Annotated in this window: 25 protein-coding genes; 6 read left to right on the top strand and 19 right to left on the bottom strand. The window is 71.6% G+C overall.

What is annotated here, in order from left to right:
- Positions 1 to 10: 10 nt before the first annotated feature.
- The 4 genes from ACWEV3_RS21205 to ftsZ all read right to left on the bottom strand — a co-directional run bounded on the left by ACWEV3_RS21205 (position 11) and on the right by ftsZ (position 3,695).
- On the bottom strand, positions 11 to 643 hold the full coding sequence (locus tag ACWEV3_RS21205) for a cell division protein SepF (protein WP_452615538.1): 633 nt from the start codon (positions 641 to 643) through the stop codon (positions 11 to 13).
- A gap of 72 nt (positions 644 to 715) precedes the next feature.
- Entirely contained in the window at positions 716 to 1,450 is a 735-nt protein-coding gene (locus ACWEV3_RS21200) for a YggS family pyridoxal phosphate-dependent enzyme (protein ID WP_452615537.1), read from the bottom strand.
- Entirely contained in the window at positions 1,447 to 2,151 is a 705-nt protein-coding gene (pgeF, locus tag ACWEV3_RS21195; RefSeq protein ID WP_452615536.1) for a peptidoglycan editing factor PgeF, read from the bottom strand. Before pgeF ends, ACWEV3_RS21200 begins: the two co-directional genes overlap by 4 nt.
- A gap of 110 nt (positions 2,152 to 2,261) precedes the next feature.
- Positions 2,262 to 3,695, bottom strand: a complete 1,434-nt coding sequence (gene ftsZ / locus ACWEV3_RS21190) for a cell division protein FtsZ (protein WP_452615535.1) — start codon at positions 3,693 to 3,695, stop codon at positions 2,262 to 2,264.
- A 514-nt stretch (positions 3,696 to 4,209) separates the two neighbouring features.
- On the opposite strand from ftsZ, the gene ACWEV3_RS21185 reads away from it, so the two are divergent.
- Complete coding sequence (locus ACWEV3_RS21185; RefSeq protein WP_452615534.1) at positions 4,210 to 5,127, top strand: SDR family oxidoreductase; 918 nt, start codon at positions 4,210 to 4,212, stop codon at positions 5,125 to 5,127.
- 10 nt (positions 5,128 to 5,137) lie between these two features.
- Here the strand turns inward: ACWEV3_RS21185 and ACWEV3_RS21180 are convergent, their stop codons facing one another.
- The 5 genes from ACWEV3_RS21180 to ACWEV3_RS21160 all read right to left on the bottom strand — a co-directional run bounded on the left by ACWEV3_RS21180 (position 5,138) and on the right by ACWEV3_RS21160 (position 9,858).
- A complete protein-coding gene (locus ACWEV3_RS21180; protein ID WP_452615533.1) occupies positions 5,138 to 6,109 on the bottom strand; it encodes a helix-turn-helix transcriptional regulator in 972 nt (323 codons plus the stop codon).
- A 72-nt stretch (positions 6,110 to 6,181) separates the two neighbouring features.
- Entirely contained in the window at positions 6,182 to 6,982 is an 801-nt protein-coding gene (locus tag ACWEV3_RS21175; protein ID WP_452615532.1) for a carbohydrate ABC transporter permease, read from the bottom strand.
- Positions 6,975 to 7,865, bottom strand: a complete 891-nt coding sequence (locus tag ACWEV3_RS21170; RefSeq protein ID WP_358576588.1) for a carbohydrate ABC transporter permease — start codon at positions 7,863 to 7,865, stop codon at positions 6,975 to 6,977. Before ACWEV3_RS21170 ends, ACWEV3_RS21175 begins: the two co-directional genes overlap by 8 nt.
- Complete coding sequence (locus tag ACWEV3_RS21165; protein WP_452615531.1) at positions 7,862 to 9,199, bottom strand: ABC transporter substrate-binding protein; 1,338 nt, start codon at positions 9,197 to 9,199, stop codon at positions 7,862 to 7,864. The genes ACWEV3_RS21170 and ACWEV3_RS21165 overlap by 4 nt, the downstream gene beginning before the upstream one ends.
- A 320-nt stretch (positions 9,200 to 9,519) precedes the next feature.
- Entirely contained in the window at positions 9,520 to 9,858 is a 339-nt protein-coding gene (locus tag ACWEV3_RS21160) for a winged helix-turn-helix transcriptional regulator (protein ID WP_358576590.1), read from the bottom strand.
- A gap of 54 nt (positions 9,859 to 9,912) precedes the next feature.
- Between ACWEV3_RS21160 and ACWEV3_RS21155 the strand changes: the two genes are divergently transcribed.
- Positions 9,913 to 10,455 carry a carboxymuconolactone decarboxylase family protein gene (locus ACWEV3_RS21155; protein WP_452615530.1) on the top strand — a complete coding sequence of 181 codons (543 nt, stop codon included), beginning with the start codon at positions 9,913 to 9,915 and terminating at the stop codon, positions 10,453 to 10,455.
- Between the two features lie 10 nt (positions 10,456 to 10,465).
- On the opposite strand, the gene ACWEV3_RS21150 is transcribed toward ACWEV3_RS21155, so the two are convergent.
- Both ACWEV3_RS21150 and ACWEV3_RS21145 read right to left on the bottom strand, forming a co-directional pair.
- Positions 10,466 to 11,635 carry a nitric oxide synthase oxygenase gene (locus ACWEV3_RS21150; protein ID WP_452615594.1) on the bottom strand — a complete coding sequence of 390 codons (1,170 nt, stop codon included), beginning with the start codon at positions 11,633 to 11,635 and terminating at the stop codon, positions 10,466 to 10,468.
- Positions 11,636 to 11,759: 124 nt separating this feature from the next.
- Positions 11,760 to 12,854: an FAD-dependent oxidoreductase gene (locus ACWEV3_RS21145; RefSeq protein WP_452615529.1), complete on the bottom strand. Its 1,095-nt coding sequence runs from the start codon at positions 12,852 to 12,854 to the stop codon at positions 11,760 to 11,762.
- A 52-nt stretch (positions 12,855 to 12,906) separates the two neighbouring features.
- Between ACWEV3_RS21145 and ACWEV3_RS21140 the strand changes: the two genes are divergently transcribed.
- Entirely contained in the window at positions 12,907 to 13,350 is a 444-nt protein-coding gene (locus ACWEV3_RS21140) for a MarR family winged helix-turn-helix transcriptional regulator (RefSeq protein ID WP_452615528.1), read from the top strand.
- A gap of 89 nt (positions 13,351 to 13,439) precedes the next feature.
- Here the strand turns inward: ACWEV3_RS21140 and ACWEV3_RS21135 are convergent, their stop codons facing one another.
- From ACWEV3_RS21135 to ACWEV3_RS21100, 8 genes are all read right to left on the bottom strand, one after another.
- Positions 13,440 to 14,147, bottom strand: a complete 708-nt coding sequence (locus ACWEV3_RS21135; RefSeq protein WP_452615527.1) for a cell division protein FtsQ/DivIB — start codon at positions 14,145 to 14,147, stop codon at positions 13,440 to 13,442.
- Between the two features lie 35 nt (positions 14,148 to 14,182).
- Positions 14,183 to 15,547, bottom strand: coding sequence for a UDP-N-acetylmuramate--L-alanine ligase (gene murC, locus ACWEV3_RS21130; RefSeq protein WP_452615593.1), 1,365 nt, complete (start codon positions 15,545 to 15,547; stop codon positions 14,183 to 14,185).
- Positions 15,548 to 15,642: 95 nt separating this feature from the next.
- Positions 15,643 to 16,734, bottom strand: coding sequence for an undecaprenyldiphospho-muramoylpentapeptide beta-N-acetylglucosaminyltransferase (gene murG / locus ACWEV3_RS21125; RefSeq protein ID WP_452615592.1), 1,092 nt, complete (start codon positions 16,732 to 16,734; stop codon positions 15,643 to 15,645).
- 59 nt (positions 16,735 to 16,793) lie between these two features.
- Entirely contained in the window at positions 16,794 to 18,200 is a 1,407-nt protein-coding gene (ftsW, locus tag ACWEV3_RS21120; protein ID WP_452615591.1) for a putative lipid II flippase FtsW, read from the bottom strand.
- A 15-nt stretch (positions 18,201 to 18,215) separates the two neighbouring features.
- Positions 18,216 to 19,613, bottom strand: coding sequence for a UDP-N-acetylmuramoyl-L-alanine--D-glutamate ligase (gene murD / locus ACWEV3_RS21115; protein WP_452615526.1), 1,398 nt, complete (start codon positions 19,611 to 19,613; stop codon positions 18,216 to 18,218).
- Between the two features lie 59 nt (positions 19,614 to 19,672).
- Positions 19,673 to 20,752 carry a phospho-N-acetylmuramoyl-pentapeptide-transferase gene (gene mraY / locus ACWEV3_RS21110; RefSeq protein WP_093261593.1) on the bottom strand — a complete coding sequence of 360 codons (1,080 nt, stop codon included), beginning with the start codon at positions 20,750 to 20,752 and terminating at the stop codon, positions 19,673 to 19,675.
- Complete coding sequence (locus tag ACWEV3_RS21105) at positions 20,749 to 22,218, bottom strand: UDP-N-acetylmuramoyl-tripeptide--D-alanyl-D-alanine ligase (RefSeq protein ID WP_452615525.1); 1,470 nt, start codon at positions 22,216 to 22,218, stop codon at positions 20,749 to 20,751. Before ACWEV3_RS21105 ends, mraY begins: the two co-directional genes overlap by 4 nt.
- A complete protein-coding gene (locus tag ACWEV3_RS21100) occupies positions 22,215 to 23,870 on the bottom strand; it encodes a UDP-N-acetylmuramoyl-L-alanyl-D-glutamate--2,6-diaminopimelate ligase (protein ID WP_452615590.1) in 1,656 nt (551 codons plus the stop codon). Before ACWEV3_RS21100 ends, ACWEV3_RS21105 begins: the two co-directional genes overlap by 4 nt.
- A 133-nt stretch (positions 23,871 to 24,003) precedes the next feature.
- Between ACWEV3_RS21100 and ACWEV3_RS21095 the strand changes: the two genes are divergently transcribed.
- Genes ACWEV3_RS21095 through ACWEV3_RS21085 form a run of 3 tightly spaced genes read left to right on the top strand, consistent with a single transcriptional unit; the run spans position 24,004 to position 26,211 of the window.
- Entirely contained in the window at positions 24,004 to 24,552 is a 549-nt protein-coding gene (locus tag ACWEV3_RS21095; protein ID WP_452615524.1) for a YbaB/EbfC family nucleoid-associated protein, read from the top strand.
- Between the two features lie 20 nt (positions 24,553 to 24,572).
- Positions 24,573 to 24,893: a type VII secretion target gene (locus ACWEV3_RS21090; RefSeq protein WP_452615523.1), complete on the top strand. Its 321-nt coding sequence runs from the start codon at positions 24,573 to 24,575 to the stop codon at positions 24,891 to 24,893.
- A gap of 4 nt (positions 24,894 to 24,897) precedes the next feature.
- Positions 24,898 to 26,211, top strand: coding sequence for a WXG100 family type VII secretion target (locus tag ACWEV3_RS21085; protein ID WP_452615522.1), 1,314 nt, complete (start codon positions 24,898 to 24,900; stop codon positions 26,209 to 26,211).
- Position 26,212: the final 1 nt, after the last annotated feature.

Below are 26,212 nucleotides of genomic sequence, written 5' to 3'. Positions count from 1 at the left end.
GTGCCACCACTCACCCGTAGTTGAAAAAGGCACCCTCGGCCAGCCGCCGCTTGTCCTCCGCCGCGACGTCCACGTTCGGCGGTGAGAGCAAGAACACGCGGTTCGTGACCTTCTCGATCGAGCCCCGCAGCGCGAACGCCAGACCTGCGGCGAAGTCGACCAGGCGCTTGGCGTCGGCCTCCTCCATCTCGGTCAGGTTCATGATCACCGGCGTGCCGTCCCGGTACTGCTCGCCGATCGTGCGGGCCTCGCTGTAGCTGCGCGGGTGCAGCGTTGTGATCTTGCTCAAGTTGAACTGGGTGCCCGTGTCGGTGACCGCCCGCAGCCGGGAGACGGACTCCCGCGGCGGGTCGGCCGGTGTCACGCTGCGAATCGGCGCGTCCGGTGTCCACTGCCGCCGGGGACGCGCCGCAGGCTCGCGGTACTCCTCGACGAAGCTGTCCGCTTCCGCCTCGGCCTCTGCCTGGTAGCCGCCGCGGGTGCCGACCCGGCGACGCGCGCCGACCCGATCCGACGGGCCGTCATAGGCATCGCGATCGGCGTCGGAGTACCGATCGCGATAGCCGGGCTCGTCGTCGTAGTCGTCCACCTCGTCGGCCGGGACCATGCCGAAGTAGGCCTTCAACTTGTGCAAAGCGCTCATCGGCATGCCCTTCCTCTGCGACTCCTTAGCACCGAGCACGAGGCGGCCGGCCTTCGACCCCCCTGTTCACGGCTATGGCGAGGTTAACCGCCGCCCACCGAGCAGCGCGGTTCCGACACGCACCCGGGTCGAGCCGTGGGCAACGGCACTTTCCAGGTCGCCGGACATCCCCGCCGACACTTCGCCAGCTTCGGGGTGATCACGGCGCAAGCGCTCGGAGATCTTGGAAAGTGTGGCAAAAGCCACATCGGGTTCGCCACCCAACGGGGCGACGGCCATCACGCCACGCAGCCTAAGACCACTCGTACGCGTGATCATATCGGCCAGCGCCGGCACGTCATCCGGACGGCAGCCGCCGCGCCCGGTCGCCTCGTCCAGGCCCACCTGCACGAGGACGTCCAGCGGACGCTCGCGCTCCCCCGCGTCCAGGGCGTTCGCGGCGGCCCGGCCCAGCGCCTCGACGAGCCGCTCGCTGTCCACCGACTCGACCACGTCGGCCCAGCGGACCACGGCCCGGGCCTTGTTCCGCTGCAGCTGCCCGACCATGTGCCAGTGCGCCTCCGCCGCCGGCCGCAGCTCGGCGAACTCGGCGACCTTGCCGCGCGCCTCCTGCTCCCGGTTCTCGGCGAACTCGGTCAGCCCGAGATCGGCCAGCAGCGCCACGTCCGATGCCGGGAAGGTCTTCGTCACCGCGAGCAACTCGACCTCGTCGGGCTCGCGCCCCGCCGCCCGGCAGGCGCGGTCGACCCGGTCGCGGACCTCCCGAAGCGACTCCGCCAGCTCGGCCCGCCGCAGCTCCTCGCTCACTCGGTCTCCTCCGGCTCGGCCCAGATCACCGCGGCGAACCGGCCGGTGCGGCCGTTGTCGCGGCGATGGCTGTAGAGCTCCGGGGATTCCATGGTGCAGCGCGGATCGACGCCGATCTTGGCGATCCCGGCCGCGGCCAGCTGCTCCCAGAGCCCCGCTCGCAGGTCGAGCCCGGCGGTGCCCTTGCGGGTCTTGCACGCGCTCCCCGGCAGGTGCTTCTCGACGTCGGCCTGCATCTCGGCAGGCACCTCGTAGCACTCGCCGCAGGCCGCCGGGCCGAGCAGCGCCTCGATCCGGTCCAGTCGCGCGCCCGCTTCCTGCATCGCCTTCAGCGCCGCGACGAGCACTCCCACGCGCGCGCCGACCCGGCCGGCGTGCACCGCCGAGACCACGCCGGTCTCCGGGTCGCCGAGCAGCACCGGCACGCAGTCCGCGGTGAGGGCGATCAGCGCCAGCTTCGGCTCGGCGGTCACCAGCGCATCGGTCGCCTCCACCGGCGCCGGCTGCGGCCCGTCGACGATGGTCGCGGTGCGCCCGTGGATCTGCTCCATCCACACCAGACGCTCTTCGGGCAGGCCGATGCCGTCGGCCAGCTTGCGCTGGTTCGCCGCCAGGGCCGCGGGGTCGTCACCGACCCGGCCGCCCAGGTTGAAGGTGTCGAAGGGCGGCCGGGAACTCCCGCCCTCCCGCGTGGTGATCACGCGCCGAATCCGCACTGCTGCTCAGCCTCCCGAACACAAGTCGACACCGGAAACGCGGTGTTTCCGGTGTCGATTCTCGCTCATGCGCCGCGCGGTGCGGGCACCGCGCTTCAGCGACGCATGAAGGGCGGTATGTCGACGTCGTCGTCGGTGTCGTCGTTGACCGGGATGCCGCGGTTGGGCAGCGCACCGGGGCGGCCCGTGGCGGAGGTACCGCTGTGCGTCGGATAACCGCCGGTGGCGCGGGTGGGCACCGAGACGTTCTGCTGCCCGGTCGAGGAGCCGTCGCTGCCGAACAGCCCGGACCGCTGGCCGAGGTTCGGCCGCTGCGGCGGTTCCGGCGCGGGCTCCGGCTGCGCCGGAACCGGCTGGGCCGCTGGCTGTTCCGCCTGCGGAGCGGGCTGCGGAGTGGGCTGCACCGGCGGCGCGGGCTGCGGAGCCGGGGTCGACTGCTGCGGCGGCTGCGGCGCGGGCTGCTGCGGCGGTGCGGGCTCGCTCGCCACCGGCTGCGGTGTGGGCTTCTCCGGGACCGGAGCGGGCTCGGGCTCCTCGGTGCGCGCGCCGACCTTCGTCGGTTCGAGCTTCTTGTGGGTGGGCGTGCCGGAGTCGAACCCGGCCGCGATCACGGTCACCCGCACCTCGTCGCCGAGCGAGTCGTCGATGACCGTGCCGAAGATGATGTTGGCCTCGGGGTGCGCGGATTCCTGCACCAGCGACGCCGACTCGTTGATCTCGAACAGCCCGAGGTCGGAACCGCCCGCTATCGCCAGCAGCACTCCGTGCGCGCCCTCCATGGACGCCTCCAGCAGCGGCGAGTTGATCGCCTTCTGCGCGGCCTGCACCGCCCGTCCCTCGCCGCGCGCTGAGCCGATGCCCATCAGCGCGCTGCCCGCGCCGGACATGACGCTCTTGACGTCGGCGAAGTCGAGGTTGATCAGACCCGGGGTGGTGATCAGGTCGGTGATGCCCTGGACACCGGAGAGCAGCACCTCGTCCGCGGACCGGAAGGCGTCCATCAGGCTCACCCCGATGTCGCCGAGCTGCAGCAGCCGGTCGTTCGGGATGACGATGAGCGTGTCGCAGCAGTCGCGCAGCTCCTTGATGCCCTGTTCGGCCTGGGCCGCGCGGCGCTTGCCCTCGAAGGAGAACGGCCGGGTGACCACGCCGATGGTCAGCGCGCCGAGCTTGCGCGCGATCGACGCCACGACGGGCGCGCCGCCGGTGCCGGTGCCGCCGCCCTCGCCGGCGGTCACGAACACCATGTCGGCGCCCTTGAGGACCTCTTCGATCTCTTCCTTGTGATCTTCGGCGGCCTTGTGGCCGACCTCCGGAGCCGCACCGGCTCCGAGGCCGCGGGTCAGCTCGCGGCCGATGTCGAGCTTCACGTCGGCATCCGACATCAGCAGGGCCTGCGCGTCGGTGTTCACCGCGATGAACTCGACACCTTTGAGCCCGACCTCGATCATGCGGTTCACGGCGTTGACGCCGCCGCCGCCGATGCCGACGACCTTGATCACCGCGAGATAGTTGTGCGGGGGCGTCATCGGATCCGCCTTCCTGATCGTGGCTCTGTGCTCTCTGCGTCGACCGCCGGGGCGGCCGCGGTACCGGTCGTCGCCGACGCGGGTTCCCCCGGTCGCTGTCGGTGCGTGATGCGAGCTTCGGCCGTTCCCGTGCCCGGTCCGGACGGTAGGCAAGCAACCGCCCCCGCGTCCAGCAGCCACGCCGGGAGTTTCAGCAGGTGTGTTGTGCCGCGCACCTCGTCGCTTCCGTCCCGACCGCTTTCACCGCCGCCCGGCGGGTCCGTCCGCCGCAGCGAGCCCAGTCTTGTTCCTCCCCTTGGTGGCGATCACGTCGCGGACGTGATCACCACCAATACCGTACCCCGAGTACCGCTCACCCGGTCGAGGCAGGCAGAAGAGCCGGTGCATGAACTCCTTTCGCATGGCGGAGCTGCGACGAGTGGTCCGGAACCCGCCGGGGAATCCTGACCGCAGGTGTCCGGATTCGCTGGCAGGTTCGCTTCCGAACCGTTCGGGAAGAGGAGGAATCGCAGACATGAGTGGACAACTGCACGGCAAGGTCGCGCTGGTGGCCGGGGCGACCCGCGGTGCGGGCCGCGGCATCGCCGTGGAGCTGGGGGCGGCCGGCGCGACGGTCTACGGGACCGGGCGCAGCACCCGGGCGCAGCGCTCGGACTACGACCGGCCGGAGACCATTGAGGACACTGCCGAGCTGGTGACCCGGGCCGGCGGCACCGGCATCGCGGTCCAGGTCGACCACACCGACCCGGACCAGGTCCGCGAGCTGGTCCGGCGGATCGAGGCGGAGCAGGGCAGGCTGGACATCCTGATCAACGACCTCGGCGGCGAGAACCTGATGGACTGGCACAAGCCGATCTGGGAGCAGGACCTGGCGAAGGGCCTGCAGCGGCTGCGGGTCGGCATCGAGGCGCACATGATCACCAGCCACTTCGCGCTGGCGCTGCTGAGCAAGCGCCCGGGCGGGCTGGTCGTGGAGCTCACCGACGGCACCGCGGAGGTCCACGACCAGTACTACCGCAGCGAGGGCGGCGCGTTCTTCGACATCGTCAAGGTCGCCGCGCACCGCCTCGCCCGGGCGCAGGGCGAGGAGCTGGAGAAGCACGGCGGCACGGCGGTTTCGCTGACGCCGGGCTGGCTGCGGTCGGAGATGATGCTCGAACTCTTCGGCGTGACCGAGGAGAACTGGCGGGAGTCCACGACGGCGCCGGAGGGTTTCGGCATCTCCGAATCGCCGCAGTTCGTCGGCCGCGCGGTGGTCGCGCTGGCGACGGACCCGGAGGTGGCCCGCTGGAACAAGGAGTCGCTGTCCAGCGGGCATCTCGCGAAGGTCTACGGCTTCACGGACGCGGACGGCTCCCAGCCGGACGCCTGGCGCTACGTCCTCGAAGTCGAATGGCCCGGCAACCCCGGCAGCCCGGCCGACTACCGCTGACCGCCGGGCGTCAGCCGAGGTCGTAGAGGGTGGCGAAGCGGGTGGCCGCTTCGGCCAGGCGGGCGCGGAGGTCCGGTGGGGTCAGGACCTCCGCTTCCGGGCCCAGCGCGAGGATCTGGTCGTAGGCCACTTCCAGGGATTCCACCGGGAACGTGGTGGTCACCCAGCCCCGCGCGTCGGGTTCGCCCGCGGCCGCTTCCGCTTCGCGGGCCGCGGCGCCGTCGGTCGTCGCGTGCAGTTTCCGCAGGCCCGCCGGGCTGATCCGGATCTCGACGCGTTCGGTCAGCAGGGAGCGGGAGAACTCGTCGGACTTCTCCTCCCAGAAGGCCGGGAGGTCGAAGGTCTCGTCGCGGGCGAACTCGTCGTCGACGACCTCCACCTCGCGGAAGCGGTCGACCCGGTACGTCAGGAACCGCCGGCCGCTGCGGGCCGCCAGGTACCAGACACCCGCCTTGAGCACGAGCCCGTACGGGTCCAGCTCGCGCCGCACCTCCTCGTCGCCGCGCCGGTAGCGGGCGACGACCTTGCGGTCGCGCCACACCGCCCGGCTCAGTTCCGGCAGCACCGCCGGGGTTTCGGCCTCGCGGAACCAGCGGGGCGCGTCGAGGTGGAACCGCTGCCCCACCCGTTGCGGCGCATCGCGGAACGGCGGCGCCAGCGCGGCCGACGCCTTCAGCCTCGCGGCGGCGACGGCTTCGCCCAGGCCCATGTCGCTCGCCGGGCCCGGCACGCCGGCGAGGAACAGCGCCTCCGCTTCGGCCTGGTGGAGCCCGTTGAGCTTCGCCCGGTAGCCGCCGAGCAGCCGGTATCCGCCGGCCCGACCGCGCTCCGCGTACACCGGCACCCCGGCCGCCGCGAGCGCGAGCACGTCGCGGGCCACCGTCCGCTCGGAGACCTCCAGCTCGCGGGCGAGCTCCGGCCCGGTCATGACCTCCCGCACCTGCAACAAGCACAGCAACGAAACCAACCGCGACGCCCGCACTCCGGGCAAACTACGCCACCGCACCGACAGCCCGCCGGGTGCGACCCGCGCGACTCCAGATTGGCTGATCGGTCAGCGGAGGCCGGAGGTCTTGAGGGAGGCGACCAGCCACCGCTGGCCGAGGAGGAAGACCAGGATCGTCGGCAGTGCCGCGAGCATCGCCGCCGCCAGCACGTAGTGCTGCTTCGAGGCGTACTGGCCTTGCAGGGACGCGATCCCGACCTGGACCACCCGCAACGACTCGTCCTGCGCCACCGCCAGCGGCCACAGGAACGAGTTCCAGTTGGCCAGGAAGAACAGCACCGCCAGCGCCGCCAGCATCGGGCGGCTCAGCGGCAGGACGACGTGCCAGTAGATCCGCCAGTGGCCGCAGCCGTCGAGGTGCGCCGCCTCCTCCAGCTCCCGCGGCACCCCGAGGTAGAACTGGCGGAGCAGGAAGATGCCGAACGCGTTGAACAGGCCCGGCACGATCAGGCCCGCGTAGGTGTCGACCATGCCCAGCCCGCGGACCACGATGAACAGCGGCACCAGGATCACCGGCAGCGAGATCAGCAGCGTCGCCACCACCGAGGCGAACGCGAATCCCCTGCCCCGGAAGGACAACCGGGCCAGTGCGTAGGCCGCCATCGAGTGCAGGAACAGCGCGATCACGGTGACCGAGACGGCCACGATCGCGCTGTTCGCGAGGTAGCGCAGGAACGGCACCTCGGTCAGCACGTAGACCACATTGGACAGTGTCAGCTCGCGGGGCCAGCCGAGGTCGTACAGCTGCGATTCCGAGCGGAAGGCGCTGAGCAGCAACCAGAGCAGCGGCGCGACGGTCACCAGCGCGACCAGGTAGGCGAGCACCGCCCTGCCGGATGTCCTACGCATCGAAACGCCCTCCCCTCGTCAGGGCGAACATGGCGCCGGTGACCGCGCCGAGGGCGAGCACGAGCAGCGCGCAGATCGCCGCCGCGTAGCCGAACCGGCCGAACTGGAAGGCCTGCTGGTAGGCGTAGTAGACGACGGTCGTGGTGGCGTTGGCCGGGCCGCCGGAGGTGGTGACGAAGACCAGGTCGAACACCTGCATGCCGGTGACCGCGTTGATCGTCGAGGTGACCAGCACGAAGAAGCTCGTCGGGCGCAGCATCGGCCAGGTCACGTGGCGGAACCGCTGCCACGGGCCGCTGCCGTCGATGACGGCCGCGTCGTACAGCTCGCGCGGGATGTCCTGCAGGCCACCGAGGAAGATGAGCATCTGGTAGCCCATCAGGAACCACACGCTGATCAGCACCAGGGTGATCAGCGCCAGGTCCGGGTCGCCGAGCCAGGAAACGCCGTCCAGGCCGGTCAGCCTGCTGACCGCGCCGGTCTTGTCGGCGAGCAGGAACTGCCACAGCAGGCCGATGACCACGAGGCTCACCGCGTTCGGCAGGAACAGCGCGGCGCGCACCATCCCGACGCCCGGGAAGTGGTCCTTGACCAGCAGCGCGAGCCCGAGCGCGGCGGCGAACGCCAGCGGCACGAACAGCACCGCGTAGGTGGCGGTGATGCCGAAGCTGCGCCACAGCAGGCCGTCACCGGCCATCAGCCGGAAGTTGTCCAGCCCGGCCCAGGCGACGTTGCCGAAGCCGTCGACGTCGAACAGGCCCACCACCAGCGCCAGCGCCGTGGGGATCGCGACGAACAGCAGCAGCCCGATCCCGTCCGGGGCGAGGAAGGCGAACGCCGCGGCGGCGTCGGATCTGCGGTCTCCGCTTCGTCGGGTGCTCAATGGATCGGCGCTCCGTCGTAGGTGGACAGGAACGTGTCGATCTGCTCGGCGGCGGCGCCGGCGGCCTCGACCGGATCGGCGCCGTCGAGGTGGCAGGCCTGCAAGGCGTCGGAGACCGCCCGGTAGACCTCCGGCGGATACCTCGGCTCGGGACGGGCCTCGGCCATCACCTGCTCGGCGAACACCTTCATCGGGCCGTGCTCGAACGCGCCGTGCTCCTCGGCGGCGCGCTGCACCGAGTAGCGGGGCGGCAGGTTCGTCTTGGCGACTGTGTTCCACAGCCGCATCCGCTCGATGCACGCCGGATCGGTGGAACCCAGCGCCCACACCACGAACTCGGCGGCGGCCTCCGGGTTGGCGCCCTTGGCGTTGGCGACCAGCGCCCAGCTGCCCAGCGACGTGGTGTAGGTGCCGCCGGGCGGGGCGGGCATGGGCGCGACGCCGTAGCGGAAATCCGGTGCCTGCTCGGCGATTTCGGCGATGCCCCAGATCCCGAGCTGCTGCATCGCGCAGTACCCGTCGGCGATGTTGGAGATCGTGTCGTTGGCGCCCGCGCCCCGCACCCGGCGCGGCGCGACCCCGGCCCGCACGGTGTCCTGCCAGAACCGCAGGGCGGCGTGCACGCCCGGGCCGTCGAAGGCGGAACGGCTCTGGTCGGGCGCGAACACCTCGCCGCCGGCCATCCACATCGTCTGGTACCAGGTGAAGTTCTGGTAGTAGCCGGGATTCGTCTCGAACAGCATCCCGAAGCGGTCGGGCGTGGTCAGCCGCTCCGCCACCGCGATCAGGTCGTCCCAGGTGCGCGGCAGGTCGCCCTCGGAAAGCCCGGCCTGCTCGAAGGCCTCCTCGCCGTAGTAGAGCGCGAGCGGCTCGATCTCCATCGGCAGGCCGTAGACCCGGTCGTCGACCAGCCGGGTCTGCAGGACCTGCGGCAGGAAGTCGGCCCGCACCGCGGGATCCAGGTGCGGGGTGAGGTCGGCGAGCACGCCGCCGTTGTAGTAGCGCAGGAAATCGCCGGGGCTGAGCATGAAGACGTCCGGCCCGGCGCCCGCGCTGAACGAGGTCTGCAGCGTCGGCCCGGAGGTGTAGTCCTTGGTCGGCACGTAGCGCAGCCGGACCTTGACGTCGTGGGTGGCGTTCCACTCGGCGGCCAGCCGCACGACCCAGTCGCTGCGCGCCTTCGGTTCGCCGCCGGGCCCCAGGAAGTTCCAGAAGGTGATCTCGCGGGGATTCCGCGCCGGGGCGCAGCCGACCAGCGCGGGAGCGGCGAGAGCGGCGGCGCCGACGCCACGCAGGAATCCGCGGCGGCTCACGTTCCCCTCCGGACGCGCCACGCCGATCACCCCCGGTAAGCATCGGTGTCCAGGAAAACGATTGCTGACGCTATTGATCACCCACCGGGTGAGTCAATGCGCCATTCGTGGCGGGCCCCCAGGTCGACTTCCCCACCACCCGAGCGACCAAGGCCCGGGTGGACCGCAATTTCAATGGAAATCGAACCTCTGATTTCCATTGAAATTGCGGGAACCCCAGCACGACGGGGTGACGTTCTCGCGAGAAAGTGGCGCTCGGAGGCGTGGCGAACGCCGTTTTCTGCGAAAACGGCGCGCGGAGCGACCGGACGCGCCCCTGGGGCGGCGCGGAGCGGTCGCGGTCAGGTCAGTTCGTCGGCCCATCTCCGGGACCACTCGACCATCGGCCCCATCGCTTCGACCAGTTCTTCGCCGAGCCCGGTGAGGCGGTAGCCGCCTTCGACCAGCCTGGCCGAGGTGAGCTCGTTCAGCCTGGTGGCGAGGACGCTGCTGGACATCCCGTCGCACCGGGCTTGCAGGCCGCGGAAGCCGTCCGGCCGCTGGTGGAGTTCCCACAGGATCCGCAGCGTCCACCGCCGGCCGAGCAGGTCCAGCGCCGCCATGACCGGGCGCCCCGACTCCGAACCTCGCACCGGCCGGCCGGGCAGCGGGTCCGCTCCCGAATCCTTGCGCTTCGACAATCGAACCACCTACGCTTCGTTTTCCGAAGCACGAGGCTACCACCGGAGGCCGCCGTGAGCCGCATCCCCGCACCCGCCGAAAACCCTGCGGAACTGGCCAAATGGCACCCGCCGGACTTCCCGCACGATCCCCTGCTGCTGTTCCGGGTGCTCCAGGTCAACCCGGAGCTCGCCTCCCGGATGCGGGTCCTGGGAAGCGGGCTGCTCGCCCACGGGCGGCTCCCGGAGCGCGACCGGGAGATCGTCATCGACCGGATCACCGCGCGGAACGGCGCCCGCTACGAATGGGGAGTGCACGCCGCGCACTACGGCCCGCAGGTGGGGCTGAGCGCCGAGCAGCTCGCGGACACCACCGAGCCGCGACCGAGCGCCGAAGCCTGGAGCGAAGCGGATCTCGCGCTGCTCGCAGCCGTCGACCAACTCGACGCGACCGCGAGCCTGGACGACGCGATGTGGGCGCGGCTGCGCGACCGGTACAGCGCCCCGCAGCTGGTGGAGCTGATCGTCCTGACCGGCTGGTACCGGACGATCGGCTACCTGTGCAACGCCCTCGACCTGGAACCCGAATCCTGGGCGGCGCCCTGGCCCGCCGACTGATCCGCAGGCCCTACCGCGGTCGCGGGACGAAACGGGGCGGGCCGCCTTCGAGGGCCCGGCGGGTCGCGTCGTCGTCGAGCAGGAAGTCCGGGCGCTGCTGGTCTTCGTCGTAGTAGCGGTGGAAGACCGGGGTCTGCGAGCCCGACATCGGCGGCACGATCCAGGACCAGTCCACCGGGCACTTGCGGCCCGCCGCCTCCTCCTTCGCCAGGTGCGTCAGGAAGCGCTTCGACTCGGTGTGGTGGTCGGTGATGGTCACCCCGGCCTGCTGGTAGGAGTGCAGCACCGCGCGGTTGAGCTCCACCAGCGCGCGATCCCGCCACAGCGTGTCCTCGCGCGAGGTGTCCAGCCCGAGCTTCTCGGCCACCACCGGGACGAGGTCGTAGCGGTCGGTGTCGCCGAAGTTCCGGGCGCCGATCTCGGTCCCCATGTACCAGCCGTTGAACGGCGCCGCCGGGTACGACACCCCGCCGATGCGCAGCCGCATGTTGCTGATCACCGGGACGGCGTGCCAGCGCAGCCCCAGCTCGGCGAACCAGGGCAGCTCTGGGTGGCTCAGCGGAACCTCCTTGACCAGCTCCGCGGGCAGGGCGAACATGTGCGGCCCCTCCTCGGCGGTCTCCACCACCAGCGGCAGCACGTCGAAGGCGGAACGCTGGGCCGGCGGGCGCCAGCCGAAGCCGATCAACGCCTCGGTGAAGCGCGCGTACCGGGGATCGCCCAGCACCGAGCCGTCCTGGCGCCGGTAGCCGGCGTAGCGGATCAGCTGCTCGTTCCAGATCCGCGGCGCCGGGCGCTGCGGGATCTCCGGCGGGAACACGCTGATCACCGGGCGGATCTTGCCGTTGTTGGTGGCCATCCGCAGGTGTTGCACGCAGTGCGCCGCGACGGCGGACACGTCGTGCACGTCGCGCAGGTCCCGCACCTTCAGGCTCCGCCAGTACAGCCGGCCGATGCAGCGGGCGTTGTTGCGCCACGCCACCTGCGCGCCGAAGGTCAGCTCCTGCGGGGTGTGCCGGTAGCTGCCGACGGTCTCGACCTCGTACCGCATCCGGTCCAGCCGCTGCTGCAGCGATCCGGAATCCCGGTTCTCGGCGTGGAAGAGCCGCAGGAACTCCTCGGCCTCGGCGATGTCCACCGGCGGCGCGGGACGGGTCGGCGCCGCGCGAACCGCGTGCAGCCGCCTGGTCCGCTGAGCCTGTCCCGAGAAGACCGACTCCGGTGCGTCGCCACTAACCCTGAACACGACCACACGTTAGCGTGACGAAGACGATCTTGAGCAGCGTCCCGCACACCCTGCGCGATCAGGCACCGCGCAGCGACTGCGCCACGGCGGCGAATCCGTAGTCGAGCATCTCAGCCTCGTACTCGCGGACCGCGTCGAGCAGGGATCCGCGCCGCTCGACGATGCGGCGGCAGAGCAGGGCCGCGTCGCGCATCGCGACGGCCGCGCTGTTCCCGGTCGGGACCATGGTGTGGATGGCATCGCCCATCACCGTGACCGGGACGGTCCGCCAGGGCGGCACGGGTTCCGCGGTCCGGACCGTCGTCGAGTGCACGCTCTGCGGATCGCCGAGCCGGACGAGCTCGCCGAGCGCGGCGGGCCAGTCCGCGATCAGCTCGGCCGCCGCATCCTGCAGCCCGCGCCCGCCCGCGGCGGACTCCGCGACCGACCGGAGCGAGGCGGGGACACCGACGACCCACATCAGGTAGTCCTCGACGCCGGTACCGGTGCGGGACTCGAAGGCGGCCAACGGCATGTACCGGCCGTCCGGACCGTTCACGATGGAGAACCCGTCCAGCGCGGCGGCAGGCGCCAGCTCCCGCACCCGCGGGGTCAACGGCGTCTTCCCGTAGATCAGGAACTGGCCGGTCTCGACGACTTCGGCATCGGGCAGCAGCTGGGCCCGGATCCGCGAGTGCGTTCCGTCCGCGGCCACCAGCAGGTCCGCGTCGGCGACCTCGCCGCCGGCGAAGAACACCCGCACCCGCCCGTCGTCGAGCAGCTCGTAGCGCTCGAACGGCGAGCCGTGGCGCACGTCAAGGCCGGTCAGGAGGATCCGGCGGAGGGTGACCCGGTCGACCACCAGGTGCTGCCCCGCGGAGTCGTCGGAGTCCGGCGGAACCGCCAGGTGGTGGACGACCTGCAGCTGCGGATCGAGGAACGACACCCCCGACCCGAGCACGCCCGAAGTCGCCACCGCCCGCTCGTAGAGCTCGGGCGGCAGGCAGGCGCGCAAGGCGAGATCGCCCTCCTGCCCGACGTGGATGCGGTAGCCCTGGCTGCGCTGGTCGACGGCGGCTTCCCGCTCGTAGACCGCGACGCGCAAGCCGGCTCGGACCAGACCCTGGGCGAGCAGGGGCCCCGCGAGGCCCGCTCCTACAACGATGATGTCCACCGAACAGAGATTATCTGAATTCAGATGATCTGTCATCGGGCATAATGTGCGCGTGGACAAGCCCGGCGAACATCTCGAGCTGCTGATCGGCGGCGACCTGTACCTGGCCCACCGCTACGCCCGCGCCGCGACCAACCGCGCCCTGCGCGCGCACCGGCTCGACCTGCGCCACTTCGCCGTGCTCGGCCACCTCGCCGAGGCGGGCCCGACCCCGCAGAGCGCACTGGTGGGCCACCTGCAGATGGACAAGTCCTCGATGGTTTACGTGCTCGACGAGCTGGAGCGGCAGGACCTGGTCAACCGCCGCAAGGACGAACACGACCGCCGCCGGTACGCCGTCCACCTCACCGGCGAAGGCCGCGCCCGCCTCGCCGAAGTCACCCGGATAGCGGCGCAGACGATGAGCGAACTGCTGGCGCCCCTGTCCGAATCCGACCAGCACCACCTGCACACCCTGCTGACCCGCTTCATCGACCACGCAGCCAACGAAACCTGAACTCCGCTCAGGCCACCGTCGGGTCGTCACGACGCAGACGTTGCCCGGGCGGGCAGCAGTGGCAGGAGGATCGCCGCCTCAGCGGCGCGTCAGGCCACCGTCGGCAGCGCTGGGGTCGTCACGTCGTAGACGTTGCCCGGGCGGGTCAGCAGCGGCGGGAGGATCGCCGCCTTCCTCGGGGTTTCCTCCAGCGTTCCCCAGTGGACCTCGCGGTCGCCCTTGAGCGTCAGTCGGATGTCGTTCGGGTTCTCCGCGATCACCGCCGTCACGTCCGCGCGCACCGGCTGCGAGAGGGCCATCAGCACCGTCATCGCCGCGCGGGTTGCCGCGTCGTTCTGGGACGCCTCGCGCACCCGGAGCTCCGGCAGGCCGGCCGGGCGGTCCGGGACCGCCTCGAACGGCACACCGCCGGCGTCGACGAGCTGAATCCCGTTGCGGGCCACCAGGAACGCCACCGGCACCCGCTCCGTCACCTGGACCTGCACCGTCGACGGCCAGCTCAGCGACACCTGGACCGCGGCGATCTTCGGCACCACCTGCAGCCGCTCGTGGATCTGGTCGACGTCGACCTGCAGCATCGGCGTGCCCAGCTCGATGCCCGCCGCCTGCACCACCTGGTCCTGGCCCAGCGTCGCGTTGCCGACGACCTGCACCGACCGGACGCCCAGCAGCGGCGTGAAGTACAGCACGAGCGCTATCGCGGTCACCGCGGCCAGCACCGCGGGGAGCGTCCAGCGCTGCCACTTCGGCGGCGCCGTCGCGCCGCCCCGCACCGGACGACCCCGGGTGCTGCGCATCCCGGGACGTTCCGCTGCACGGCGGCGCGTCGGGGTCACCCCTGGTCCTCCGCGGTGCCGCGGTCGATCTCGCGGAGGATCTCCGGGCCGAGCATCGTCACGTCGCCGGCCCCCATCGTCAGCACCAGATCGCCCGGCCGGGCCAGGCCCGCGACCAGCGGCGCCGCCGCCGTGAACGACGGCTCGTAGTGCAGATTCCCCTGCGGCAGCGGCACTTCGTCGGCGATCAGCTTGCCGGTGACGCCGGGCTGCGGGTCTTCCCGCGCGCCGTAGACGTCCAGCACGACGACCTCGTCGGCCAGGCCCAGCGCCGTCGCGAACTCGCCGGCGAACGCCGCCGTGCGGGAGAACAGGTGCGGCTGGAACACCACGATCAGCCGGCCGTCGCCGACCACCGGCCGCGCCGCGCGCAGCTGCGCGTCGACCTCGGTGGGGTGGTGTGCGTAGTCGTCGTAGACGCGGACGCCGTCGGCGCGGCCCTTGAACTCGAAGCGCCGCCGGACGCCGCCGAACGCGGCGAGCCCGTCGAGCAGGCCGCCGAGCGGCGCGCCGAGCTCCAGCCCGGCCAGCAGCGCGGCGACCGCGTTGCCCGCCATGTGCTCGCCCGGCACCGCCACCTGCACGTCCACGCGCTCGCCGCCGAGCTCCACGGTCGCCACCCCGGAGCCGTGTTCGGCCCGGTACTCGACCAGCCGGGCGTCGCCCTCGCCGGTCGCCGACTTCCCGTAGCGCCGCACGCGGACCCCGAGCGCCGCAGCCTTGTCGGCCAGCGCGGCCGAGCCCGCGTCGTCGGCGCAGGCGATCAGCACGCCGCCCGGCTCGATCCGCCGCACGAACTCGTCGAAGACCGAGATGTAGGCCTCGGCGGTGCCGTGGTGGTCCAGGTGGTCCGGTTCGACGTTGGTCACCACCGCGACCGACGGCGCGAACACCAGGAACGAGCCGTCGCTCTCGTCCGCCTCGGCGACGAAGATGCTGCCGTCGCCGTGGTGCGCGTTCGCGCCCGACTCGTTGAGGTCACCGCCGATGGCGAAGGACGGGTCGAAGCGGCAGTGCTGCAGGGCCACGGTCAGCATCGACGTCGTCGAAGTCTTGCCGTGGGTGCCCGCCACGCACGCCACCCGGTGCCCGGCCATCAGCGCGGCCAGCGCCTCGGCGCGGCGCAGCACCGCGACTCCCCGGCGCTGCGCCTCGACCAGCTCCGCGTTGTCCGGCTTGATCGCCGTGGACACCACGACCGCCGTCGGGTCCGCGTCGAACTGGTCCAGGTTCTCGGCCCGGTGGCCGATGCCGACGTGCGCGCCCTGGGCGCGCAGCGCCAGCACCGTGCGCGAGTCGCGGGCGTCCGAGCCGGACACCTCCTGCCCGCGGGCCAGCAGGATGCGGGCGATGCCGCTCATCCCGGCGCCGCCGATGCCGACCAGGTGCACCCGGGCCAGCACCGCATCCAGATCCGACAGGTCCGCGGTGTTGAAGTTCGAGGGGGATGGTCCGGTCACTGTCCGGCCACCTCCAGCACGATCTGCGCGAGCACCCGATCCGCCTCTCTGTGGCCGCTGCTCAGCGTCGCCCGGCTCATCTCCTGCAGCCGCTGGGCGTCGAGCGCCAGCGGCAGCACCTCGTCGATGACGCGCTGCGTGGTCAGGTCCGCGTCCGCCACCAGCCGCGCGCCGCCCGCGGTGACCACCGGCTGCGCGTTGAGCGCCTGCTCACCGTTGCCGTGCGGCAGCGGCACGAACACTGCGGGCAGCCCGACGGCCGAGACCTCGGCGACGGTCATCGCCCCGGACCGGCACACCACCAGGTCCGCCGCCGCGTACGCCAGGTCCATCCGCTCCAGGTAGGGCACCGCCGTGTACGCGGGCGCGCCCGGAACCTGCTGCACCGCGATGGTGTTCTTCGGGCCGTGCGCGTGCAGCACGCCGATCCCGGCGCGCCCCAGCGCTTCCGCCGCGCCGGAGAACGCGGTGTTCAGGGTGCGGGCGCCCTGCGAGCCGCCGAACACCAGGATTGTCGGGGCGTGCGGGTGCAGCCCGAAGTGCTGGCGGGCCTGCATCCGCAACGCCCACCGGTCCAGCTGCGTGATCGACTCGCGCAGCGGGATGCCGATGGTCTGCGCCCCGGCCAGGCCGCTGTCCGGGGTCGCCGACAGCACGCGTTCCGCGAACTTCGCGCCGACCTTGTTCGCCAGTCCCGCGCGCGCGTTCGCCTCGTGCACCACGATCGGCACCCGGCCGCGCGCGGCCAGGTAGGCGGGCAGCGACACGTAGCCGCCGAAGCCGATCACCACGTCCGCGCCGACGCGCTCCAGCACCTCGCGGGTCTGCTTCACCGATTCCCGCACCTTCAGCGGCAGCTTCAGCAGGTCGGCGTTGGGCTTGCGCGGCATCGGCACCGGCGGGATGAGCTCCAGCGGGTAGCCGCGGGCCGGCACCAGCCGGTTCTCCAGGCCCCGCTCGGTGCCCAGCGCGGTCACCCGGGCGTCCGGCCGCAGCCGGCGCACCGCGTCGGCCAGCGCCAGCGCGGGCTCGATGTGCCCGGCGGTGCCGCCGCCGGCGACCACCACCGACAGCGGCCGCCTGCCCATGGCGGCGCCCCGCGGGTCGGCCACAGCACCCTGGTCGATGCGGACCGTCTGCTCCCCGCTCAACGGTGTCCTCCTCGTGTCTGCGCCCGGGATCCGGGTCCGCTGCGCGCACCACGCGCGCGCGTGTCCCCGCTTCCCCGGCGAGTTGCCGCCGCCCCGGAGCTCTTCGCGCCGGGCCGGCTTCGTGGGGTCGGTCGTGCCTGCCGCCGCTTCGCCGGGGGCCGGTACGGCGCCGGGGTGGGCAGCCGCAGCAGCTTGCCTACCCGACCCGGTCCCAAAGACCGTAGCGCGGCGATGGCCTCGGGTTCGTGCCGGGCGAAGTTCGCCAGCAGGCCGAACACCAGCATCGCCGTGACCACAGACGATCCGCCCGAGGAGATCAGCGGCAGCGGCAGCCCGGTGGTGGGCAGCAGGCCCACCACGTAGCCGACGTTGATGATCGCCTGTCCCACCAGCCACGTCGTCAACGTCGCCGACACCAGCCGGATGAACGGGTCGGTGTTGCGGAACGCGATGCGCATGCCCACATACGCGGTGGTGCCGAAGAGCACCAGCACGATCGCGCAGCCGACGAACCCGAGCTCCTCACCGATCACCGCGAAGATGAAGTCGTTGTGCACGTTGGGCAGGTACTGCCACTTCGACCAGCCCTGCCCCAGCCCGCGGCCGAACAGCCCGCCGTCGGCCAGCGCGAACAGCGCCTGCGAGGCCTGGTAGCCGTTGCCGGACGGGTCGGCGAGCGGATCGAGGAAGCTGGTCAGCCGCGCCATCCGGTAGTCGGCGACCATCGCCAGCACCACGCCCGCCGTCACCGCGCCCAGCAGCATCACCAGGAACAGCCGCAGCGGCGCACCGGCGAACCACAGCAGGGCCAGCAGCACGATGAACAGCGTGATCGTGGAACCGAGGTCGGGCTGCATCATGACCAGCGCGAACATCAGCAGCGCCGCCGGCACCACCGGCACCAGCAGGTGCCGGTACTGCGTCATCAGGCCGCGCTTGGTGACGAGCACGTGCGCGCCCCACAGCGCGAAGGAGATCTTGGCGAACTCGACCGGCTGGAAGGACACGCCGGCGATCACGAACCAGCTCTGCGCCCCGTTCAGCTTGGAGCCCAGCGGCGTCAGCACGGCCACCAGCAGCCCGAGGCAGATCGTCAGCAGGATCAGGCTGTACCGGCGCATCAGCCGCACCGGCACCCGCAGCGCGGCGTAGAACACCAGCAGGCCGGCGAGGCAGTACAACACCTGCTTGCTGAACACGCTGTAGGACGAGCCGTCCTTGTCGAACGAGTCGACGCTGGAGGCCGAGAGCACCATCACCAGGCCGAAGATCGTCAGCAGGCCGAAGACGGCCAGCAGCAGGTGGAACGACGCCAGCGGCCGGGTCAGCCAAGCGGTCAGCGGGGACAGCACGCTCCGGGTGGCGCGCTTCTTCGGGCTGCGCGCGGCCGCGGGCTTGGTCATCGTGGTCACGGCGGATCACCCGCCGTGCGCCGCCGGGGCGTCGGCCAGCACCGCGCGCACCGCGTCGGCGAAAGCCCGGCCCCGGTGGGCGTAGTCGGTGAACATGTCCATCGACGCGGCGGCCGGGGCGAGCAGGACCACCGAGCCCGGACGCGCGAACTCGTCGGCCGCGCGAACAGCTTCCAGCATGCCCGCATCGTCCCCTGCGGCGACCTCGCGGACCGGCACATCCGGCGCGTGTCGGGCCAGTGCGGCGGCGAACCGGCCCCGATCGCGGCCGATGAGCACCGCGGCGGTCAGCCGGTCGGCGTTGGCCGCGACCAGTTCGTCGACCTCGGCGCCCTTCAGCAGCCCGCCCGCGATCCACACCACCTGGGGGTGTGCGCGCAGCGCCGCGTCCGCCGCATGCGGGTTCGTCGCCTTGGAATCGTCCACATAGGACACGCCGGCGGCCGTCGCGACGACCACCGACCGGTGCGCGCCCGGCTGGAACGCCCGCAGCCCGTCGGCCACCGCCGCCGGGTCGACGCCGCAGGCCCGCGCCAGCGCCGCCGCGGCCAGCGCGTTCGCCACGTTGTGCGGGCCCGCCGGATGCACGTCCGCGAGCTCCGCGAGCACCACGCCATCGCCGAAGGCCCGGTCCACCAGCGAACCGCCCTCGACGCCCAGTTGCCCCACCGCCGGGGCGCCCAGGGTGAAGGAGACCCGCCGGGCATCCTCCGCGGCAGCGGCGGACAGCCGGGTCGACCACTCGTCGTCGGCGTTGGCGACGGCGACGGAGTCGCCTGCGTACACCTTCGCCTTGGCGTCGCCGTAGGCGTCGAGCGAACCGTGCCAGTCCAGGTGGTCGGCGGCGAGGTTGAGGACGACGGCGGCGAACGCCGCGACGGAGTCCGACCAGTGCAGCTGGAAGCTGGACAGCTCCACGGCGAGCACCTCGTGCCCGGCGCGGACCGCGTCGACCACCGGCAGCCCGACGTTCCCGCAGGCCACCACGTCGACGCCGGCCGCCCGCAGGATCGACTCCAGCATGCTGACCGTCGTCGTCTTGCCGTTGGTGCCGGTGACCGCCAGCCACCTGGCCGGCACGTCCTTCTCCTGGTCCAGCCGCCAGGCCAGCTCGACCTCGCCGATCACCTCGACGCCGGCCGCCACGGCCGCCGCCAGCAGCGGCGCGTCCGGCCGCCAGCCGGGGCTGGTCACGACCAGGTCGGTGCCCTCGGGCGGCTCGACCAGCCCGGCGACCAGCTCCGCGCCCTGCGCCTGCAGCGACGCCAGCGCGACCAGCCGGTCGGCGGAGGCGTCGGTGACGGTGACCGCCGCCCCCGCCGCCAGCAGCGCCTCGGCGGCCGAGCGGCCGGACACCCCGGCACCGGCCACCAGCACGTTCCGCCCCTCGAACCGCCCTGCCACCGGTTCGCCTCCCTAACGTGTCTTCGCAGTCGGCCGTGCGACGGCCCCGACGCCCGTCGTCACTTGAGGATCATGGCCTTCTCTAGCCAGTCCGCGTAGAACAGGCCGACGCCGAACATGCAGCTGATCCCGGCCAGCACCCAGAACCGGATGATCACCGTGGTTTCCGCCCACCCGGCGAGCTCGAAGTGGTGGTGGAACGGCGCCATCCGGAACAGCCGTCGCCGGGTGCTGCGGAACACCACGATCTGCAGCACCACCGACAGCGCCTCGACCACGAACACGCCGCCGATGACGATCATCAGCAGCTCGGTGCGGGTGACCATGGACAGCCCGGCCAGCAGGCCACCCAGCGCCAGCGAACCGGTGTCGCCCATGAAGATCTTCGCGGGCGCGGCGTTCCACCACAGGAACCCGACGCAGGCCGCCATCGCCGCCGCGGCGACCACCGCGATGTCCAGCGGGTCCCGCACCGTGTAGCAGCCCGGCATCGGTCCCGACGGCGCGAAGCAGTCGTTGCGCAGCTGCCAGAACGAGATCAGCACGTAGGTGGCCAGCACCATCGCCGCGGTGCCGCCGGCCAGGCCGTCCATGCCGTCGGTGAAGTTGACGGCGTTCGACCAGCCGCTGATCGCGACGTAGGCGAAGATCACGAACCCGATCGCGCCGAACGAGATCACCGTGATGTCGCGCAGGAACGACAGTTCGACCGACGCCGGGGTGACGCCGTTGGAGTTCGCGAACCGGATCGCCAGGATCGCGAACAGCACCGAGGCGATCAGCTGGCCGACCAGCTTCGCGGTCTTGTTCAACCCGAGGTTGCGCTGCTTGCGGATCTTGATGAAGTCGTCCAGGAACCCGACGATGCCCAGCGCCGTGGTCAGGCCCAGCACCAGCAGCCCGGACGCGGTCATCGGGTCGCCGCCCATCAGGTGGCTCACCAGGTAGCCGACCCACATGGCCACCAGGATCGCCACGCCACCCATGGTCGGGGTGCCGCGCTTGGCGGCGTGCTGGCTCTGCACCTCTTCCCGGATCTCCTGGCCGAAGCCCTGCCTGGAGAACACCCGGATCAGGTAGGGCGTGAACAGGATCGAAACGACGAGCGACACGGCGGCCGCCACGAGGATCGGCTTCACGGCTGCTGCCTCCCCGCATCCCCTTCGGCCAGCAGGGCCTCGGCGACCCGCCACAGCCCGGCAAAATTCGATGCCTTGGTCAGCACCACATCACCGGAACGCAGCTCGGCGCGCAGCAGCGCGACGGCCGCATCGACGTCCGGCACCAGAACCGACTCCTCTCCCCACGACCCCTCCAGCGATGCCGCCTGGTGCATCACCCGGGCCTGCTCGCCGACCACCACCAGCCGGTCGATGTTCAGCCGGACGGCCAGCCGCCCGATCTCGTCGTGCGCTTCGGCATCCGACTCGCCGAGTTCGCCCATCGGTCCCAGCACCGCCCACGCCCGGCCCGGACGCCCGCGGGTCATCGCGGCCAGCGTCTTCAGCGCCGCCCGGACCGACTCCGGGTTGGCGTTGTAGGCGTCGTTGACGACCGTGATGCCGCCCGGCGCCTCGCTGACCTCCATGCGCCGCGCGGACACCCGGCGCACCGAGCCGAGCCGCTCGGCCACCTCTTCGACGGTCGCGCCGAGTTCCAGCGCCACGGCGGCCGCGGTCAGCGCGTTGCCCACGTGGTGCTCGCCGAACAGCGGCAGCGTCACCCGGGCCTCGCCCTGCGCGGTGACCAGCGTGAACGTCGGTCGCGCCAGCTCGTCGACGTCGACGTCCACTGCGCGCACGTGCGCGTCGGGGTGCTCCCCGACGAACACGACGCGGGCCTTCGTCCGCTCGGCCATCGCCGCGACCAGCGGATCGTCGGCGTTGAGCACCGCCACGCCGTCCGCGGGCAGCGCCTCGACCAGTTCGCCCTTGGCCTGCGCCACCGCCTCCTGCGAGCCGAACTCGCCGAGGTGCGCGTGGCCGACGTTGAGCACCGCGCCGATGCGCGGCGGCGCCACCTCGCAGAGGTGCGCGATGTGCCCGACGCCGCGCGCGGACAGCTCCAGCACCAGGTGCCGGGTGTTCTCGTCGGCGCGCAGCACGGTCCACGGGTGGCCGAGCTCGTTGTTGAACGAGCCGGGCGGCGCGACCGTCGAGCCCATCGGCTCCAGCAGCTGCGCGATCAGGTCCTTGGTGGACGTCTTGCCCGACGAGCCGGTCACGCCCACCACGGTGAGCTGCGGAAGCCGGTCGACCACGTGGCGGGCCAGCTTCGCCAGCCCGGCCAGCACCGCGGCACCGGAACCGTCCACGTCGCCGGCCAGCGCCAGCGCGCCGAGCCTGTCGTCGTCCACCGGCGGCACGATCACCGCCGGGGCGTCGACCTCCCGCGCGGCGAGCACGCCCGCCGCACCGTCCGCGATCGCCTGCGCGGCGAAGTCGTGCCCGTCGACCCGTTCCCCGGGCACGGCCACGAACAGCCCGCCGGGTTCGATCTTGCGGGAGTCGAACTCGACACCCGCGCTGACGATCTCCGGGCCTTCCGCACGATGAAGCCTGCCGTCCACCGCTTCCGCGATGTCAGCGAGGCTGAGCCGGATCAACTTGCCTCCTCGTCGCCCTGCCCCCGACGAACATCGGTCTCCCCTGGGGCCCGGGGCCCTTGGCCCAAAAATAGACGCAGGGCTGCGGCGAGTTCCTCCCGGTCGGAAAAGGGGTGCACGACGCCCGCCACCTCCTGCCCTGTCTCGTGGCCCTTGCCCGCGACGACGACGATGTCGCCCGGTTCGGCTCGCTCGACCGCCGTGGCGATGGCCAAGCGCCGGTCGCCGATCTCGATCACGTCCCCGCGCTGGTCGGCGGGCACCTCCTGCGCACCGGCCAGCATGGCCGCCCGGATGTCCGCCGGGTCCTCGCTGCGCGGGTTGTCGTCGGTGACGATCAGCAGCTCGGACCGGCGGGCGGCCGCCTCGCCCATCAACGGCCGCTTCGCGACGTCCCGGTCGCCTCCGCAGCCGAGCACGACGATCACCTTGCCGTCGACCTGCGCGCGGGCCGCGTCGAGCACCGCGGCGACCGCGCCGGGCTTGTGCGAGTAGTCCACCACAGCGGTGAAGTCCTGCCCGAGCGCGACACGCTCCATGCGGCCGGGCACGTCGACCTCCGCGAGGCCGCGCTCGATGGCCCAGATGGGCACGCCGGCGGCGTGCAGGACGCCGATCGCGAGCAGTGCGTTGGCGACGTTGAACGGGCCGGGCAGCCGCAGCCGGATGTGCAGCTCCAGGCCGTCGGGGCCGTGCGCGGTGAAGGTCTGCTCCCCGGTGGGGAACGCCTGCACATCGGTGGCGGACCAGGAGGCGTCCGTGGCGGTGGACACCGTGATGGTGTCCGGCTTGACCAGCCGCTTGCCCCAGTCGGTGTCGATGCAGACGACCTCGTGCTCGGCGCGGCCGTCGAACAGCAGCGCCTTGGCCTGGAAGTAGTCCTCGAGGTCGCGGTGGAAGTCCAGGTGGTCCTGGGAGAGGTTGGTGAAGGCACCGACGGCGAACCGGGTGCCGGAGACGCGGCCCATGGCCAGCGCGTGGCTGGAGACCTCCATCGGCACGTAGGTCACCCGGTGCTCGACCATCACGGCTAGCAGCGCCTGCAGGTCCGGCGCCTCGGGGGTGGTGAACGCGCTGTCCAGCCGGTCGCCCGCGATGCGGGTCTCGACGGTGCCGACCAGCCCGGTGCCGAACCCGGCGGCCTGCAGCGCGGACTCCAGCAGGTAGGTAGTGGTGGTCTTGCCGGAGGTGCCGGTCACGCCGAGCACCTTCAGCTTCTGCGACGGGTCGCCGTAGATCAGCGCCGAGGCCGCGCCGAGCACGCCGCGCGGATCGTCGTGCACGAGCAGCGCGACCTTGCCCTCGCGGACGGCGGGGTGCTCGGCGAGGGTGACCCGCTCGATCCCGGCCTGGTCGGTGAGCACGGCGACGGCGCCGGAATCCAGCGCTTGCCCGGCGAAGTCGGCGCCGTGCACGCGAGTGCCCGGCAGCGCGGCGAACAGATCGCCGGGACGAACGTGCTGAGCACGCAGGGTCGCCCCGGTCACCGGCGCTGCGGCAGCGCTGTGACCAGGGGCGCGAAGTACACGCGCGCCGATGAAATCGGCGAGCTTCTCGATCTCCACCGGCTCGACGTGAGACGGGCGAGGCGGAGCTGTCGCGACCGCGGAAGGCACGTCGCGACAGGCTACCGGTACCACCTGAGGGAGCATCCCCATGGTCGGCCACCTGTTCGGCCGAGCCCGGGCTGAGCCGTCCGGCCCAGCTCCGATTCGCCCGCACCACCGAGCTCCCGAGGTGCAGTAGAACTCCCCTGACTCGGATTTCGGGCCAAGGGGGACGAGGTTGCAGCCACCGGACTTCGGGGTGGATCCGGCGCAGGCGGAGAAGGCGCTCCAGAACTGGGCGCAGGGCCTGCAGGAGAAGGCACGACGCACGGCGGCGATGCAGCAGGAGATCGGCCGCATCCGCGTCACCGAACGCGGCCGCTCGGTAACCGTGACCGTCGACGCCGAGGGCGTCCCGACGGACGTGCGGTTCAGCGACCAACGGGCCTCGGGAGCGGAGCTGAGCGCCGAGTTCATGGCGGTCCTGCGCCGAGCCCAGTCCCGCATCGCCGACCAGGTGACGGAGGCCACCAGGTCGACGCTCGGCGACCGCGACGTGAAGATCGCCAACGCGGTGACCGAGAACTACCGGCAGCGATTCCCATCGGCGCCCCCGGTTTCTCCCCTGCCTCCTCGTCCAGCTCCTGCCGCGCCACCCGCTCCTACACCGCCGGCGGCCAGTCCGCCTGCGCCCCCGCCGCCCGGCCCGCCCGTGCAGTCCGGCCCGTCGCAGGCCCACGGCGCCCACGACGACGGCGACTTCAGCGACGAAACGTTCCTGAACTAGGAATCTTCTGAGGGGAATCGATGGCTGAGGGCTTCCAGATGCCGGCCGAACAGCTGCGCGCACACGCCGACCGCCTCGACCACCACGCGTCGGCGATCGGCCAAGCCGCCGACGCCGGCCGCGGCGTGCAACTCGACACGGATGCCTACGGCGTGATCTGCCAGTTCCTGCCGCCGGTCCTGGACAGCACCGCCGAGACCGTGCTGTCCACCACATCTGCGGCACACGATGCGGTTTCCGCGCTCTCGACTGCCCTGCGCGACGCCATCGCGGACCACGAGGCGACCGACGCCGAGATCGCCGCCGCGCTGCAGCGCCTCGCCGACGAACTCGGCGGGTGAAGCGGTGGGCGACAACCCGCTGATCGCGCAACCGCAGGACTCCTCCAGCTGGTACACCGGCATCGGCATCGTGGAGGCCATCGCCGACGTCAGCACGGCGATCGAATCGGGCTCGTGGGCCGAGATCGGCTACGCCGTGCTCGGCACCGGGCTGGAAGTGCTTTCGGCCGTCCTCGACCCCATCGGCACGGGAGTGTCCTGGCTCGTCGGCTGGCTGATCGAGTTCGTCCAGCCGCTCACCGACATGCTCGACTGGCTGGCGGGAAACGCCGACGCGATCGCGGCCCACGCCCAAACCTGGCGCAACGTCGGCGAATCCCTGCGGACCACCGCCGACGCGCTGCAGGCCGATGTCGTCCGGGACACCGCGGGCTGGACCGGCGCGGCGGCCGACGCCTACCGCGCCCGGCTGACGGCGACCGCCGAACTCATCCGGGCGCAGTCGCAAGCCGCCGGAGCGCTCGCGGAAGGAACCGAGATCGCCGGCATGCTCGTGGGCACCATCCGCGAGGTGGTCCGCGATCTGATCGCCGACTGCGTGGGCAGGCTGGTGTCCTGGGCCATCGAAGCGGCCACCGGAGTGGGCATCGCCGCGGTAGCGGTCCAAGCCTCGGCCCGCGTGGCCCGCTGGGCCGTCCGGATCATGGGAGTCATCCAGAAGCTGCTGCGAGCCCTGGGCGACCTCGTCCCACTCCTCCGCAAACTGGCCGACCTCCTCGGCCAACTCCGGAAGATCCTCGCCGACATAACCCACGGCAAACCCCTCCCCCAACCCCCGGAAAAACCCCCGAACACCCCCAACGACCCGAACACCCCGAGAAACCCCAACGACCCACCCAACGACCCACCGGACGACGACATCGGCCCGGTGGACAACCCCGAGGACCGCCAACGGCTGATCGAAGAGGCCCTTGCCCAAGGCCACAAGATCAGCCCGGACAAGGTGGTGGAGATCGGCAAAGATCCCAACGGCCGCATAGTCTGGCTGGAGGAAGGCAAGGGCGGAAAGGGAGGCGCAGGACTGGAGCACGTATACGAGCACGAGAAAGAGTTCACAGATAGAGGAATTCCGCGCGAAGAAATCGGCAAGTTCGTCCACGAGGTCGCAACGGAGGGCAAATACACCGGATACAGCCAAGGAAAACCGCCAGGTAGACCGATTTTTGAAATAGAGTACGGCGGACAACGCCACTTCGTAGCCCTAACCATTGGAAGCAACGGGTTCATCGTGGGCGCAAACATGAAAAGCAGTAAGAATCCATTCGAAAACGCATGGAGACCCGCAGAAGCAGACAATCCAGCCTACCGGGGATGGTAGC

The sequence above is a fragment of the Saccharopolyspora sp. NPDC003752 genome, assembly GCF_053605825.1.
The sequence above is the reverse complement of the archived record's forward strand: the minus strand, read 5'-3'. Positions and strand labels throughout refer to the sequence as shown.

Excerpts from the sequence above, each read along its gene's own strand:
- ACWEV3_RS21205 (WP_452615538.1), bottom strand. The coding sequence starts at position 643 with ATGAGCGCTTTGCACAAGTTGAAGGCCTACTTCGGCATGGTCCCGGCC.
- ftsZ (WP_452615535.1), bottom strand. The coding sequence starts at position 3,695 with ATGACGCCCCCGCACAACTATCTCGCGGTGATCAAGGTCGTCGGCATC.
- ACWEV3_RS21185 (WP_452615534.1), top strand. The coding sequence starts at position 4,210 with ATGAGTGGACAACTGCACGGCAAGGTCGCGCTGGTGGCCGGGGCGACC.
- ACWEV3_RS21175 (WP_452615532.1), bottom strand. The coding sequence starts at position 6,982 with ATGCGTAGGACATCCGGCAGGGCGGTGCTCGCCTACCTGGTCGCGCTG.
- ACWEV3_RS21135 (WP_452615527.1), bottom strand. The coding sequence starts at position 14,147 with ATGCGCAGCACCCGGGGTCGTCCGGTGCGGGGCGGCGCGACGGCGCCG.
- murC (WP_452615593.1), bottom strand. The coding sequence starts at position 15,547 with ATGAGCGGCATCGCCCGCATCCTGCTGGCCCGCGGGCAGGAGGTGTCC.
- murG (WP_452615592.1), bottom strand. The coding sequence starts at position 16,734 with ATGGGCAGGCGGCCGCTGTCGGTGGTGGTCGCCGGCGGCGGCACCGCC.
- ftsW (WP_452615591.1), bottom strand. The coding sequence starts at position 18,200 with ATGACCAAGCCCGCGGCCGCGCGCAGCCCGAAGAAGCGCGCCACCCGG.
- ACWEV3_RS21100 (WP_452615590.1), bottom strand. The coding sequence starts at position 23,870 with ATGCTCCCTCAGGTGGTACCGGTAGCCTGTCGCGACGTGCCTTCCGCG.
- ACWEV3_RS21090 (WP_452615523.1), top strand. The coding sequence starts at position 24,573 with ATGGCTGAGGGCTTCCAGATGCCGGCCGAACAGCTGCGCGCACACGCC.